We start from the raw sequence: 14181 nt of genomic DNA, 5'->3' as shown, positions 1-14181 counted from the left end.
CGCTCAACTAAACTCGACGCACAAGGAGGTCCCGACATGCCTGCAGTGACCGTAGAGAACCCGCTGACCCTGCCCCGCGTGGCCGCGCCGGCTGACGCCGTGGCACGTCCCGTGCTCACCGTCACGACCGCACCGAGCGGTTTCGAGGGTGAGGGCTTCCCGGTGCGCCGTGCGTTCGCCGGGATCAACTACCGCCACCTCGACCCGTTCATCATGATGGACCAGATGGGCGAGGTGGAGTACGCGCCGGGCGAGCCCAAGGGCACCCCCTGGCACCCCCACCGCGGCTTCGAGACCGTCACCTACATCATCGACGGCGTCTTCGACCACCAGGACTCCAACGGTGGCGGCGGCACCATCACCAACGGCGACACCCAGTGGATGACGGCGGGCGCGGGCCTGCTGCACATCGAGGCGCCGCCGGAGTCGCTGGTCGTGTCCGGCGGGCTGTTCCACGGGCTCCAGCTCTGGGTCAACCTCCCGGCCAAGGACAAGATGATGGCCCCCCGCTACCAGGACATCCGCGGCGGCCAGGTGCAGCTGCTGACCACCCCCGACGGCGGCGCGCTGCTGCGCGTCATCGCCGGTGAGCTGGACGGCCACCAGGGCCCCGGCATCACCCACACCCCGATCACGATGGTGCACGCCACCGTGGCCCCGGGCGCGGAGCTCACCCTGCCCTGGCGCGAGGACTTCAACGGCCTCGTCTACGTCATGGCGGGCAAGGGCTCGGCCGGCGCCGACCGCCGCCCGATCCACCTGGGCCAGACCGCCGTCTTCGGCGCCGGTTCCTCGCTGACCGTCCGCGCGGACGAGCAGCAGGACTCGCACACCCCGGACCTGGAGGTCGTCATCCTCGGCGGCCGGCCGATCCGGGAGCCGATGGCGCACTACGGCCCGTTCGTCATGAACACCCGCGAGGAACTCCAGCAGGCCTTCGAGGACTTCCAGAAGGGCCGGCTGGGCACCATCCCCGCCGTGCACGGCATGGGCGAGGGCGGTCTGTAAGCCGTAGTGGAGAAACCTTCGTAGCACGGAGATTCCCGAAGCCCCGTCCTTGTCCGGACGGGGCTTCGGCATGCCGGGCGGCGGCCGGTCCGGGTCCTCAGTCCGGGTGAGCCGGGCCCGGCCCGGGCATGAAGGTCCCGCGCGCGGAAAGAGACCGGCTGAAAGTGGACACCGAGTGCAAGGACGTCACGCGTGCGTATCCGCATGAGCCCGGCCGTCGTCATGGCGGCCACCTGTCTCGCCCTGACCGGCGCGGCGAGCCCCACCCAGGCCCGTACCCCCTCCACCCCCACCGGACAGGCCGCGAGCGCCGCGCCGCACCGCGCGGACGAGAACTGCGGGGCGGGGGAGATCTGCTTCTGGCACGACAGGAACTACTTGGGCACCCCGTGGCGGTGGACCCCCGGCTCCGGGTACCGCGACATGCCGTCCAACCTGCACGACCACGTGTACTCCTTCAAGGCCAACGCCAGCGCGTGCTTCATCGACTGGAGCCCGCAGGAGAAGCGGCCGGTCCTCTCCGGCGACTACGCCCAGGCCTACGACACCAACTTCGGTACGAGGATCGACGCGGTGGGCCCCACCTGCTGATTCCGTCACCCGGGCGGGCCGTCCCCACGGGACGGCCCGCCTTCCGCGTGGTCGGCTGGGACCGTGCAGCTCCTCCCCGACGCCGTACGACGGCTCGCCGCCTGGTGCGCCGTCGTCCTGCTCGTCTCCGGGGTCGTCTACGTCGGGATCCGGCTCTGCGCCGAGCTCAGGACCGCCGTCACACCCGTGCTGCTCGCGCTGCTCGGCACCGCGCTGCTCGGGCCGCTGTACCGGCGCCAGGTGAAGGCCGGGGTCAACCGGTCCGTGGCCGCCGCCGTCACCTGTGTCGCCGTCGTCGCCGCGGTCGGCGGAGCCGTCTACATCGTCGTCGCCGCGCTGATCGACACCGGGGACCAGATCGTGTCCTCGCTCAAGGACGCGGCGAACTCCGTCTCCGACCACTTCGGGGCCGCCGGGACCTCGCTGGACGACCTCGCCTCCAACGCCAAGGAGCTGCTCACCAAGTTCGGCGGGACGGCCGCCTCCAACGTGATCAGCGGGGTCAGTGTCGTCGGCGAGGCGATCGCCATGGCCGTACTGGCGCTGCTGCTCGTCTTCTTCTTCCTGCGCGACTCCCACCTCGCCACCGGACTGCTGCGCTCGCTCGCCCCGCACGGCACCGCCGACCTCGTCGAGGCCATGGCCCGCCGGGCCTTCGAGGCCGTCGAGGGCTTCATGCGGGGCACCACCGTGATCGCCCTCATCGACGCCACCTGCATCGGCATCGGCCTGCTCGTGCTGGACGTGCCCGGGGCGGTGGGCCTGGCCGCCCTGGTCTTCCTCGGCGCCTACGTCCCCTACCTCGGCGCGTTCCTCTCCGGCGCGGTCGCCGTGCTGGTCGCGCTCGCCGACCGGGGTGCCGTCATCGCGCTGTGGGTCCTCGGGATCGTCGTCGCGGTGCAGGTCCTGGAGGGACACGTCCTGCAGCCGGCGATCCAGAGCCGGACCGTGCAGATGCACCCGGCGGTCGTGATGATCGCGATCACCGCCGGAGCCTCGGTGGCCGGCATCCTCGGCATGCTGCTCGCGGTGCCGCTGACCGCCGCGGTCTTCGGCGTCGTCCACGAACTGCGGGCGCGCTACGGCACGGCGGACCCCGCCGCGGAACCGTCGCCGTCGGACTCGTAGAGCTCGAACCAGATGCTCTTGCCCTCGCCCCTCGGGTCCACGCCCCAGGTCTCGGCGAGCAGCTCGATCAGCAGCAACCCGCGCCCGGAGGACGCCAGTTCACCGGGGTGCCGCTTGTGCGGGAGGTCGTCGCCGGCGTCCGTGACCTCGACCCGCATCCGCCGCTCACCGGGCTCACCGGCTACCTCGGCGGTCAGCAGGGCGTCGGCGTCGGTGTGCACGAGGACGTTGGTGAGCATCTCGGAGACGAGCAGGACCGCCGAGTCGACCTGGTCGGCGCCGGTCCAGTCGTGGAGGAGTTCGCGCAGCTGCTGCCGGGCCACCGCGATCCGCTCGGGCTCGGCCTGCGCGACCGTGAGCACCGTACGGCGGATCTTCGGCGGATCGGTCACCGTGTCGCCGCAGCCGCAGCTCTCGCCCTCCCGGGACAGCAGGAGTACGGCGATGTCGTCCTCGCGGCGGTCGGCGAGCGGGCCGGTGGTGTGGTGGGAGGAAGGGCCGTGGACGGCCTGGACGAGCGCGTCGGCCAGTTCCTCCAGGTCGCCCTTGTGCTCCTCCAGGGTGGTCCGGATGCGCTGCCAGCCCGTCTCCAGATCGTGGCCGCCGGTCTCGATCAGCCCGTCGGTGCAGATCAGCATGGTCTCGCCGGGTTCCAGGGCGAGCGTGGTCGTCGGATAGTCGGCGTCCGGGTCGATGCCGAGCGGCAGTCCGCCCGCCGTGGGCCGCATCAGCACCGTCCCGTCCGCCATGCGTATCGCGGGGTCGGGATGGCCGGCGCGGGCGATCTCCAGGACGCCGGTCTCCGGGTCGGCCTCGACGTACAGGCAGGTCGCGAAGCGCGGGTCGGTCGTCTCCGGGTCGCCGTTGGTGATGCCGTGCAGGAAGCGGGAGGCGCGCGAGAGCACCGCGTCCGGGCGGTGGCCCTCAGAGGCGTAGGCGCGCAGCGCGATGCGGAGCTGCCCCATCAGCCCGGCGGCGCGCACGTCATGGCCCTGAACGTCGCCGATGACGAGCGCGATGCGCCCGGTGGGCAGCGGGATCATGTCGTACCAGTCGCCGCCGACCTGGAGGCCGCCGCCGGTCGGTATGTAGCGGGCGGCGACGCTCATACCCGGGATCTCCGGGCCCAGCGTGGGCAGCATCGAGCGCTGGAGTCCGTCGGTCAGCTCCCGCTCGGACTCGGCGACCCCGGCCCGGGACAGGGCCTGGGCGAGCATCCGGGCGACCGTGGTGAGCACGGACCGCTCGTCCGGGGTGAAGGCGACGGGGTAGGTGAAGGCGGCCATCCAGGCGCCCATCGTGCGCCCGGCGACGGTCAGCGGCAGGAACGCCCAGGACTGCCGGTGGAAGTGCTGCGCGAGCGGCCAGGTGACCGGGTAGCGCTCCTTGTACTGCTCGGGCGTGGACAGATACACGGCACGGCCGGTCCGTACGACCTCGGCGGCCGGATAGTCCGTCACCAGGGACATGTGCGAGAACGGGTCCTCGTCGCCCGGCTGGTGCCCGTGGTGCCCGATGATCGTGAGCCGGTCGCCCGACACCCCGAACACGGCGAGCCCGTCCGGCGAGAAGCCCGGCATCGACAGGCCCGCCGCCACCCGCAGCACCTCCGCCGTGGACCGCGCCTCGGCGAGCGCCCGGCCCGCGTCCAGCAGGAAGGCCTCCCGGGAGCGCCGCCAGTCACCGGTGACGGCCGTCCGTCCGGCGGGCGTGCCCGGTGTGGGCTCGGTGACCTCCTGGAGGGTGCCGATCAGCTCGAAGGACCGGGTCTCGGGGTCGTAGGACGGCTTGGAGCGGCTGCGGACGGTGCGGATCACCCGGCCCCGGCCGTCCATGATCCGGATGCGGACCTCGGCGAGGGTGCCCTCGGCGACGGCCAGGCCGACGACCCCGGCGATCTCGTTCCAGTCGACGGGGTGGAGTCTGGCCCGGGTCTGGGCCTCCGTGAGGGTGGTCGGCTCGGCGGGCAGCCCGAGCAGCCGTGCGGCCTCGGCGTCCACCGTGACCAGCTCTGTGGCGGTGTTCCAGTGCCACAGGCCGGTCGCGAGGGCGGCGAGTACCTCCCCCACGGCGGGCAGGGGCTCACCAGTGCGCATTGCCCCACTCTAAGAAGAGGAGATCGGTAAGTGCCACCGATGGGCTCCGCGCTTAATGGTGGGGAGGCGATCAATGGGTGGCCGGTACCCTTGGGACGTCCGGGCTCCGGCCCTGGACGTTTCACGTGAAACACTCCCCGATCCGCGAAGGCTGGATGAACGACGATGCATCGGTACAGGTCCCACACCTGCGGCGAGCTCCGCTCCTCTGACGTCGGCACCGACGTCCGACTGAGTGGCTGGCTGCACAATCGGCGCGACCTGGGCGGCATCCTCTTCATCGATCTGCGCGATCACTACGGCATCACGCAGCTCGTCGCCCGCCCCGGCACGCCCGCGTACGAGGCCCTCGACAAGGTCACCAAGGAGTCGACGATCCGCGTCGACGGCAAGGTGGTCTCCCGGGGCACGGACAACGTGAACCCGGACCTGCCGACCGGTGAGATCGAGGTCGAGGTCGGCGAGGTCGAGCTGCTCGGCGCCGCGGCCCCGCTCCCCTTCACGATCAACACCGAGGACGGGGTCAACGAGGAGCGGCGCCTTGAGTACCGCTTCCTGGACCTGCGCCGCGAGCGCATGCACCGCAACATCATGCTGCGGTCCTCGGTGATCGCCTCGATCCGCTCGAAGATGGTCGCCCTCGGCTTCAACGAGATGGCCACCCCGATCCTCTCCGCGACCTCCCCCGAGGGCGCGCGCGACTTCGTGGTCCCGTCCCGCCTGAACCCGGGCAAGTTCTACGCCCTCCCGCAGGCGCCGCAGCAGTTCAAGCAGCTGCTGATGATCTCCGGCTTCGACCGCTACTTCCAGATCGCGCCCTGCTTCCGCGACGAGGACGCCCGCGCGGACCGCTCGCCGGGCGAGTTCTACCAGCTCGACGTCGAGATGAGCTTCGTCGAACAGGAGGACGTCTTCCAGCCGATCGAGAAGCTGATGACGGAGCTGTTCACGGAGTTCGGCGGCGGCCAGGAGGTCACCTCCCCCTTCCCGCGCATCCCGTTCCGCGAGTCGATGCTGAAGTACGGCTCCGACAAGCCCGACCTGCGCGCGAAGCTCGAACTCACCGACATCACCGACATCTTCGAGGGCTCGGAGTTCAAGGCCTTCGCCGGCCAGCACGTGCGCGCGCTCGCGGTGCCGGACGTATCGGCGCAGCCCCGCAAGTTCTTCGACCAGCTCGGCGACTTCGCGGTCACGCTTGGCGCGAAGGGCCTGGCCTGGGTCCGCGTGACCGAGGACGGCTCGCTGACGGGCCCGATCGCGAAGTTCCTCACGGAGGAGAACGTCGCCGAGCTGACCAAGCGCCTGTCGCTGGCCGCGGGCCACGCCGTCTTCTTCGGCGCGGGCGAGTTCGAAGAGGTCTCGAAGATCATGGGCGCGGTCCGCGTCGAGGCCGCGAAGCGCGCCGGCCACTTCGAGGAGGGCGTCTTCCGCTTCTGCTGGATCGTCGACTTCCCGATGTACGAGAAGGACGAGGAGACCGGGAAGATCGACTTCTCGCACAACCCGTTCTCGATGCCGCAGGGCGGCCTGGAGGCCCTGGAGACCCAGGACCCGCTGGACATCCTGGGCTGGCAGTACGACATCGTCTGCAACGGCGTCGAGCTCTCCTCCGGCGCGATCCGGAACCACGAGCCCGACATCATGCTCAAGGCCTTCGAGATCGCGGGCTACGACCGCGAGACCGTCGAGGAGCAGTTCGCCGGCATGCTGCGCGCGTTCCGCTTCGGCGCCCCGCCGCACGGCGGGATCGCCCCCGGCGTCGACCGCATCGTCATGCTGCTCGCGGAGGAGCCGAACATCCGCGAGACGATCGCGTTCCCGCTCAACGGCAACGCGCAGGATCTGATGATGGGTGCGCCGACGGAGCTGGACGAGACGCGACTGCGGGAGCTGCACCTGTCGGTGCGGAAGCCGCAGCCGAAGTAGTGGGCGACCGGCGGTAGCCGATGGCGCGGGGCTCGGAACCGGGGTCGGTTTCGAGCCCTTTCACTTGCTCACAGGATTCACAGCGCATTCTCATGTTCATGCCACGTCGGTCACCTCTACCTTCCGGGCCATGACGGATTCCCAAGTACCGGAAGACAGAGGACAGTTGGCCCGCCGTACGGTCCTGGTGGCAGGCGGTGCGGCCGTGACGGCCGTGGGCGTCGCCGGAGCACTCTCGGCCAGCGCGTCGGCGGAGGAGAGGGCTCCGGCGGGGGCGACCGCGACGCCGGAGGCCTGCTACACGCTCACCTCGGAGCTGGTCGAGGGCCCGTACTACATCGACGCCGACAAGATCCGCCGTGATGTGACGGAGGACCAGGAGGGCATCCCGCTCACCCTGGCCCTGAAGGTGATCGACGCCGACACGTGCAGACCGCTGCGCAACGCGGCCGTGGACATCTGGCACTGCAACGCGACGGGCGTCTACTCCGGCTACGAGGCGGGCGGAGGCGGCGGCCCGGCCCCCACGGGCGCGCCGCCGTCGGGCACCCCGACCGACACTCCGACCGGCACCCCGACGGGTGGCCCGCCGCCCGGTGGCGGCGGAGGCCACCAGGAACCGACCGACGACGACCGCTTCCTGCGCGGCACCTGGCACACCGACCGGCACGGCCAGGTCACCTTCAAGACGGTGTTCCCCGGTTGGTACCAGGGCCGCTGCGTCCACATCCACGTCAAGGTCCACGTCGACGGCGAGTGGACGGACGTGGGCTACGAGGGCGGCCACACCTGCCACACGGGCCAGCTCTTCTTCGACGAGAAGTCGGTCCTGGCGACGGCGGTCCTGGAGCCGTACGTCTCCAACACGGCGACCCGCACGACGCTCACCGAGGACGGGATCTACCCGCAGAACGGCCACGAGGGCGGCCTGCTCTACCTCAGGTACGACAGGCGGCGCATCGCCCGGGGCGTCCACGCGCGTCTGACGCTGGCGGTGGACCCGGACGAGACGAACGACGGGGAGGGCGGCGGAGGGGGTCCGGCCCCGTCGGCTTCGGCGTCCGCCTCACCGTCGCCGACGACAGGCTGACGACTGGATTACGACAACACCGGCCCCGTACGCCCCACACGCCCCCCCGCCATGGAAACCTCGCAGCGGACACACAGGAATATCGATGTGCCCGCACAGAGGCAGGGCGTGTCATGGACGTACGAGGCCGGAACCGCCCGGCCCGTGGACCGTGAAGGCCGGGAGGAAGCGATGGGATACGTCGTACTCGCACTGCTGTTGACAGCCGGGGCGGCGTTCGCCGTCGTCGCGCAGCGCCGCTCGCACCGGCCGCGGGCCCTGTCCGACCTGGACGCGGAGGTCGAGGCCAGCGGCTGGGTACTGCGGCTCGGCGCGAGCCTGTCCGTCCCGGAGGCGAGGCTCTGGGCGGGCGCGGGCGAAACGGCGACGCGCGCGCTGACGGCCGCAGCGGAATGCCACCGGGCGGCCGGCGCCCAACTGGCCGCGGCCCACACGGCGGACGAATACGCTCGGGCGACACAGGTGGCCAAGGAAGGGCTCGCCCATATCGCCACGGCGCGTGCGGCACTGGGAGCGGTCGTAGCGGCGTGAGAGGGCCCGGTCAGCTACGGCGCCGCCACCAGCGGCGTCCACGGGGCGGGACGGCGGCGGTGGGCGCCGGGGTCTCGGAATCGAGCGCGTCCAGGGCCCGGCGTACGGCGTCGAACGTGGCCACGGGGTGGTGGCCGAAGTCGCGGCCGTCGGGCGGCAGCGCGACTCCCACGCAGACCAGTTTGAAGTTGTCGCCGCCGAGGGGGACGAACATGAACACCGGGGCGCCCACGCACCCTTGGGGAAGTCTGCCGCCCCAGCGGATGGTTCCGTCGCCCGCGCGGGCGACCTTGCCGACCACCACGGCCTGATCCCGGGCACCGTCGTCCGGATCGACGTCATGACCGAGGACGTACGCTACGACGGGTTCGGCGCCGATCCGCGCGATGTCCTCGTCCTTGGCGGCGATGCCGTCGGTTATCTCGTCGGTGTTCCAGCGCCAGCCCTTGCGGTCGGCGTACGTGTGCAGATCGGCCGAGGGCATCATCGCGACGCCCAGGTCGCCCGAGTCGCCCAGGTGGGTCCAGCCCTCGGCGAAGTCGGGGATGAGCAGTTTCTCGGCGCTCGGCGCCGGGTCGCACAGCGACGGCCGTATGGTCACCTCGGCGATGTCGACCCCACGGGTGCACTCCCCGGCCGTCACGAGGTACTGCCGGACCACGTCACCGTCCGGTGTGCTCTCCACGAGTTCGTTGAACCAGAAGAGCGTCGAGTGACTGCCCTCCCGTCCGGTGGCCTCCTGGAAGGGCAGCGTCGCGCCACCGACACGTTCGACGATGGCGCCGGCGACGGTTTCGTGAAGGCTGGGGAGTTCGGGCACGGGGTGGAGCCTATGCGCCGACCGGGGTCGATCAGACCTGGTCGGCACTGTCCTCGACGGTGGTGCCCGGATCGAACGACAGGAGTCCACGGACCATCGCTTCCAGTATGGCGGGCGCTCTGCGGTCCTCGCTATGAACGATCGCCGAGAGCACGGACAGTGCCGGCTGCTGGGTCATGAGTCCGTCTTGCGGACTGGGGTTGCCGACCGGCGTGTGGCACGGGGGCAACTCGACGAGCTCCTGGGGCAGTCGGAGCGACCCGGGGTCACCGTGCGCGTGATCCCGTTCGACGTCGACGGGTTCGCGGGTGCCAGTGCCGCCCTGCTGTATGCGGGTGGGCGCGTAGCCGCGCTGGACACCGTGCAGAAGGACACTCCGTCTGGAGCGGCGTTCGTGGACGCGGCCGCGCAACTTCAGGCGATGCGAACGCTCTTCCGTAAAGTGGAGTCGGCATCGCTTGAGCCCGCCCCGTCGAGGGATTTCCTCCATCGCCTCGCCAAGGAGTTGTAGCCGTGATCGAGTGGCAGAAGTCGACCTTCTCAAGCGGCTCGGACGGTTCCTCGTGCGTGGAACTTGCCTATGGTGAAGGTGAGTTGCTGCTCAGGGAGAGCGACGACCCCGCCCGAATACTTCCCGTCGCTCCCAGCGGGCTCGCCGCCCTCCTCCGTCGCCTGCACGGGCGGGGCGGCACACCCCTCTTTACAAAGCGTGACACTCTCGCGCAAAGCGACACACTTTTTCAGGTACCCCCTGGGATGGGCACCCCCCCGTCCCGAAATTCTCCACAACCGCGGCAACCTTCCTGATCCCCACGGCCACTGAGGAGTCGTAACCCCTCGCCGCACCAAAGGACTCCCCCGTGGCCACGACTTCTCCCTCGCACCGCCGCTCGCTCCGCAAGCGCCGTACCGTCGTCGTCACCGCTGCCGCAGCCGCCGCAGGTATCGGTGCCGGGTTCCTCGTGCTGAGCGCGAACGCCGCCAGTACCAGCGTCGACCTGTACCACCAGACCCTCGCGGCCAAGGACGGGTGGGCCTCGTCCGGGACCGGTACCACCGGTGGCGCGAAGGCCGATGCCGCGCACACCTTCACCGTGAGCACCCGCGCGCAGCTCGTGAAGGCGCTGGGGTCGGTCAGTGACACCACGCCCCGGATCGTCAAGATCAAGGGCACGATCGACGCCAACACCGACGACTCCGGCAAGAAGCTGACCTGCGCGGATTACTCCTCCGGGACCGGGTACTCGCTGTCCGCCTACCTCAAGGCCTTCGACCCCTCCACCTACGGCCGCTCGAAGCTGCCCTCCGGCACGCAGGAGAAGGCGCGGGCCGCCGCCCAGGCCAAGCAGGCGAAGAACGTCATCTTCCGGGTGCCCGCCAATACGAGCGTCGTGGGCGTGCCCAGTACCAACGCCGGGATCACCGGCGGGATGTTGCAGATCCAGGGCGTGAACAACGTCATCGTGCGGAACCTGACCTTCGCCGCCACCCAGGACTGCTTCCCGCAGTGGGACCCGACGGACGGGGACAGCGGGAACTGGAACTCGCAGTACGACGCCGTGACGCTGCGCGGTGCCACGCATGTCTGGGCGGACCACAACACGTTCACCGACGCGCCGGGGCTCGACACCACCGACCCGACGTACTACGGGCGCCAGTACCAGATCCACGACGGCGACCTCGACATCACCAAGGGCTCGGACCTGGTGACCGTCGAGCGCAACCAGTTCACCAACCACGACAAGACGATGCTGATCGGCAGCAGCGACACCGACAGCGTCGGCAAGCTGCGCGTCTCCATCCACCACAACGTGTGGAAGGGCATCGTGCAGCGGGCGCCGCTGGCCCGGATCGGGCAGATCCACATCTACAACAACTACTACGACACCACGACCCTCAACGGGTACGTCCTCCAGTACAGCGTGAACTCGCGCGCCAAGGCCCAGGTCGTGGCAGAGGACAACTACTGGAAGATCCCCGCCAGTCAGAAGGTCGGCAAGCTGTTCAGCGGTGACGGCACCGGGTCCATCGCCGGTGGCGGCAACCTCGTCAACGGAACGGCCACCGATCTCGTCGCCGCCTACAACGCCGTCAACTCCAAGAAGCTGAAGACCACCGTGAACTGGACGCCGACCCTCACGGCCGGCCTGGAGACCTCCGCCAAGAACCTCCCGACGGAGCTCGCCACCACGACCGGGGCCGGGGTACTCAAGTAGCCTGCGGTGAACGGCCGTTGCCTCAGATCAGCCAGAGGAGCCCGTTCCCTCCCAGGGTCGTGCCGCTCTGCTGGGTGAGGCCGACCGAGGGCGCCGTGAAGAGACGGCTGCCCTGGGCCACGGGGCCCGAGACGCCGCCGGGAAAGACCCAGACGGCGCCGGTGCTGTTGTTCTCCTGCGCCGCGCTCACGAACAGTTCCGGCTTGCCGTCCTTGTTGACGTCGCCGACCGAGACCGTCGTACCGAAGAAGTCGTCGGTCTCGGAGGCGCCGGGGACGCCCGCGGTGTCCTGGGTGAACGCATAGGCGCCGGTGCCGAGCGCACCCGTGCGGCGGCCCGGGATCACGGTCACCGCGCCGGCCCGCTTCTTGCCCGCGACGCCTTCGTAGGGGGCGCCCACCACGATGTCGGCGAGCCCGTCCCGGTTCAGGTCTGCCACGGTCAGGGCACCGCCGAACGCGTCGCCCTTCTCGCTGGTGTCGGGCACCCCGGCGGTGTTCTGGGTCAGCTGGAGCGGCTTGGCGTCGGTCGCGATGCCGGTCGCCGAGCCGTAGTAGACCAGCACCCGACCGCCCAACGCGCCGTCCACGCCGGCGACTTCGGGCTCCCAGGGATCGCCGACCACGAGGTCGGCGTATCCGTCGCCGTTGATGTCGCCCGCTGCGTCGATGAGTCCGTTGCCCTGCTTCGGATTCATGAAGGTGGTGGCCGGGTCGACGTAGACCTCGCCACCGCTCAGATCGCTGAGGCCCTGGGTGGTGACGGCCAGGTCGAGCACGGCGTTGCCGTCGAAGTCGCCGAGCGCGACGCTCGCCGGGGAGGCGGTGACGTCTTCGCGTGCGATCGAACCGAAGGTGCCGGTGCGGCTGAACGGTCCCTTGAAGACCAGGGAGCCCTCCGATCCGGCGACCGCGACCTGCGTCCTGCTGCCCGCGCCGATGCTCAGGGCGGACAGGTCGATGCCGAACCGCTCCAGGTAGTCCGACGGCGCCGGCAGGTCGGTGGCCGTCGTCAGCCCGTTCTTGCCGCCCCACAACACGGTGACCAGACCGGCGTCCTTGCCGCGGGCGGTGTCCTCGTACGGAGTGGAGACCACCAGGTCCGCGTAGCCGTCCCGGTTGAGGTCGGCCGTCGCGGTGACGGAGCCGAACCCGTCGTACGCCTCTGCCGTGCCCGGTACCCCGGCGGTGTTCTGGGTGATCGTCTTGCGGTGAGCCGCCGAGAGGCCCGACGAGGACCCGTACAGGACGACGACCGCGCCCGCCGCCTCCTTGCCGGCCACGTTCGCGCCCGGCGCGGGCAGGACGGCGTCGCGGTATCCGTCGCCGTTGAAGTCGCCGGGGACCGCTCCGTGCACGGCGAGTGCGGGCGCGGCGGGCAGCAGTGTCCCGCCGACCAGGGCCGCGGCGACGACTGCCGCGGCTCTCCATCTCCCGCCGTACGCCTTCGAGTTGCTCATGCGAGTCCCCTCCCACCCCAGGCGCACCCCCTGTGCGCCGACACCAGGCGTGCAGTGTAAAGCCCCTGGCTGCAAGGGAGTTGGGGGTGGGGACTCAGCTGTCGTACGTGCCGTCCCAAGGCGGCCCGAAGGCGTGCCGGTCCGGATACAGCTCGGCCCAGCTGCCGTCCTCGTCCTCCTCGATCAGCAGGCCGAACAGGACGCCGTCCACGGTGCGTTGGAAGGGCCGGACCGCGATGTCGGTGTAGCTGCGGCGGGGGAGGGCGCGCAGCAGTTTCGCCAGGTGGATACGGGCCTGGGAGAGGACCGAGTCGTCGCCGTGCGGGGCGCGCTGCTGCTCGGCCCAGGTGCCGGCGCACCAGATCTCCGAGTCGCGGTAGCGGCCCGCGGCGTCGAAGGTGTGGAGCACCGTGTAGAGACGTTTCTGCTCTTCCCAGCCGTCGCCGGGACGGAAACCCTGGGGGAACGCGTAGGTGACCGACGCCAGGAACTGACCGTCCGCGTAGCGGCCGACGGCCCCGCTGCGCTGGTTCGGGTCGTAGGCGATCGGGATGACCTCGGGGACTGCCATGGCGGCACCTTACGGGTTGGCGCGAACACGTCTGCGTCGGGGTCCGTCACCGAGCCCGCATGACCTCGCTGAGTTGACCCGGGGTCAATGGTGGCACCGCGATGGGATGCGCCGCACCAGTCCGCAGGCCGTCGAGAAAGAAGGCCAGGCAGCGGCGCCAGGCGTCGGGTGCCGTCGTCATCGACTCGCGGATCACCTGGGACATCGCCCAGATCAGGGTGACCAGGTCCTCCGGCTCGAAATCTGGGCGCAACTGCCCGCTGTCCCGGGCCCGTTCGATGATCTGCTCCGCGCGCCGGAAGCCGCGGTGACAGGCCCGCTCGACCTCCCCCGCCGCCGGGAACCGCTGCGCCAGCGCGTCGTTCAGGCCATGGTCCTCGGCCTGTAGTGCGAACAGCCCCTCGATGTACCCGACGAACCCGTCCCAGGGGTCCGGGGCCGCCAGTGCCGACTCCACGACCCGCTCCAGCGCGGCCAGCCGCTCCGGGAAGATCGCGTCCCAGAACGCCTCCCGGGTCGGGAAGTGGTTGTACAGCGTGCCGATGCTGACCCCGGCCCGCCGGGCGATCTCCTCCAGCGACGCGTCCAGACCGCGCTCGCCGAACACCTCGGTGGCGGCGGCGAGCAGTTTCGCCCGGTTGCGCGCTGCGTCGGCCCGCAGGGGCTTGGGGGCGGGGGCGGGCTTGTGCATGACGCCATCATACGGAACTTGAGGTGAGCCTCAGGTTCCGTGTTACGGTCG

At 70.5% G+C, this 14181-nt stretch carries 15 protein-coding genes; 9 read left to right on the top strand and 6 right to left on the bottom strand.

Annotated elements, in window-relative coordinates:
- The first annotated feature begins 36 nt into the window (after window positions 1–36).
- The 3 genes from ACWDEW_RS36515 to ACWDEW_RS36505 all read left to right on the top strand — a co-directional run bounded on the left by ACWDEW_RS36515 (window position 37) and on the right by ACWDEW_RS36505 (window position 2727).
- Window positions 37–1008 (top strand): pirin family protein, encoded by a 972-nt coding sequence (locus tag ACWDEW_RS36515; protein ID WP_450518763.1) that lies wholly within the window; start codon window positions 37–39, stop codon window positions 1006–1008.
- A 192-nt stretch (window positions 1009–1200) separates the two neighbouring features.
- Window positions 1201–1599: a peptidase inhibitor family I36 protein gene (locus ACWDEW_RS36510; protein WP_450518761.1), complete on the top strand. Its 399-nt coding sequence runs from the start codon at window positions 1201–1203 to the stop codon at window positions 1597–1599.
- A 63-nt stretch (window positions 1600–1662) separates the two neighbouring features.
- Entirely contained in the window at window positions 1663–2727 is a 1065-nt protein-coding gene (locus ACWDEW_RS36505) for an AI-2E family transporter (RefSeq protein ID WP_450518760.1), read from the top strand.
- Here the strand turns inward: ACWDEW_RS36505 and ACWDEW_RS36500 are convergent.
- Window positions 2679–4823 (bottom strand): SpoIIE family protein phosphatase, encoded by a 2145-nt coding sequence (locus ACWDEW_RS36500; RefSeq protein WP_450518758.1) that lies wholly within the window; start codon window positions 4821–4823, stop codon window positions 2679–2681. The two genes, ACWDEW_RS36505 and ACWDEW_RS36500, sit on opposite strands and share 49 nt — an antisense overlap.
- Window positions 4824–4988: 165 nt before the next feature.
- On the opposite strand from ACWDEW_RS36500, the gene aspS reads away from it, so the two are divergent.
- The 3 genes from aspS to ACWDEW_RS36485 all read left to right on the top strand — a co-directional run bounded on the left by aspS (window position 4989) and on the right by ACWDEW_RS36485 (window position 8373).
- The gene (aspS, locus tag ACWDEW_RS36495) at window positions 4989–6752 is read left to right on the top strand and encodes an aspartate--tRNA ligase (protein WP_450518757.1); all 1764 of its coding nucleotides are present in this window, start codon (window positions 4989–4991) and stop codon (window positions 6750–6752) included.
- Between the two features lie 130 nt (window positions 6753–6882).
- Window positions 6883–7842 carry an intradiol ring-cleavage dioxygenase gene (locus tag ACWDEW_RS36490; protein WP_450518755.1) on the top strand — a complete coding sequence of 320 codons (960 nt, stop codon included), beginning with the start codon at window positions 6883–6885 and terminating at the stop codon, window positions 7840–7842.
- Between the two features lie 87 nt (window positions 7843–7929).
- Entirely contained in the window at window positions 7930–8373 is a 444-nt protein-coding gene (locus ACWDEW_RS36485; protein WP_450518753.1) for a hypothetical protein, read from the top strand.
- A 10-nt stretch (window positions 8374–8383) separates the two neighbouring features.
- Here ACWDEW_RS36485 and ACWDEW_RS36480 read toward each other — a convergent pair whose 3' ends face one another.
- Together ACWDEW_RS36480 and ACWDEW_RS36475 are read right to left on the bottom strand one after the other, a co-directional pair.
- Window positions 8384–9193 (bottom strand): hypothetical protein, encoded by an 810-nt coding sequence (locus ACWDEW_RS36480; RefSeq protein ID WP_450518751.1) that lies wholly within the window; start codon window positions 9191–9193, stop codon window positions 8384–8386.
- Between the two features lie 31 nt (window positions 9194–9224).
- Window positions 9225–9371: a hypothetical protein gene (locus ACWDEW_RS36475; RefSeq protein WP_450518904.1), complete on the bottom strand. Its 147-nt coding sequence runs from the start codon at window positions 9369–9371 to the stop codon at window positions 9225–9227.
- Here ACWDEW_RS36475 and ACWDEW_RS36470 point away from each other — a divergent pair.
- Genes ACWDEW_RS36470 through ACWDEW_RS36460 form a run of 3 tightly spaced genes read left to right on the top strand, consistent with a single transcriptional unit; the run spans window position 9327 to window position 11409 of the window.
- Window positions 9327–9704 carry a Scr1 family TA system antitoxin-like transcriptional regulator gene (locus tag ACWDEW_RS36470; RefSeq protein ID WP_450518749.1) on the top strand — a complete coding sequence of 126 codons (378 nt, stop codon included), beginning with the start codon at window positions 9327–9329 and terminating at the stop codon, window positions 9702–9704. The genes ACWDEW_RS36475 and ACWDEW_RS36470 overlap by 45 nt on opposite strands.
- A 2-nt stretch (window positions 9705–9706) precedes the next feature.
- Entirely contained in the window at window positions 9707–10000 is a 294-nt protein-coding gene (locus ACWDEW_RS36465) for a DUF397 domain-containing protein (RefSeq protein ID WP_450518747.1), read from the top strand.
- 53 nt (window positions 10001–10053) lie between these two features.
- Window positions 10054–11409: a pectate lyase family protein gene (locus tag ACWDEW_RS36460; protein WP_450518746.1), complete on the top strand. Its 1356-nt coding sequence runs from the start codon at window positions 10054–10056 to the stop codon at window positions 11407–11409.
- A gap of 22 nt (window positions 11410–11431) precedes the next feature.
- Here ACWDEW_RS36460 and ACWDEW_RS36455 read toward each other — a convergent pair whose 3' ends face one another.
- The 3 genes from ACWDEW_RS36455 to ACWDEW_RS36445 all read right to left on the bottom strand — a co-directional run bounded on the left by ACWDEW_RS36455 (window position 11432) and on the right by ACWDEW_RS36445 (window position 14130).
- On the bottom strand, window positions 11432–12868 hold the full coding sequence (locus ACWDEW_RS36455; RefSeq protein WP_450518744.1) for a VCBS repeat-containing protein: 1437 nt from the start codon (window positions 12866–12868) through the stop codon (window positions 11432–11434).
- 94 nt (window positions 12869–12962) lie between these two features.
- Window positions 12963–13439, bottom strand: a complete 477-nt coding sequence (locus ACWDEW_RS36450) for a hypothetical protein (protein ID WP_019073464.1) — start codon at window positions 13437–13439, stop codon at window positions 12963–12965.
- A 46-nt stretch (window positions 13440–13485) separates the two neighbouring features.
- The gene (locus tag ACWDEW_RS36445; protein WP_450518742.1) at window positions 13486–14130 is read right to left on the bottom strand and encodes a TetR/AcrR family transcriptional regulator; all 645 of its coding nucleotides are present in this window, start codon (window positions 14128–14130) and stop codon (window positions 13486–13488) included.
- Between the last annotated feature and the right edge of the window lie 51 nt (window positions 14131–14181).

This window comes from Streptomyces sp. NPDC001100 (assembly GCF_053598575.1).
The sequence above is the reverse complement of the archived record's forward strand: the minus strand, read 5'-3'. Positions and strand labels throughout refer to the sequence as shown.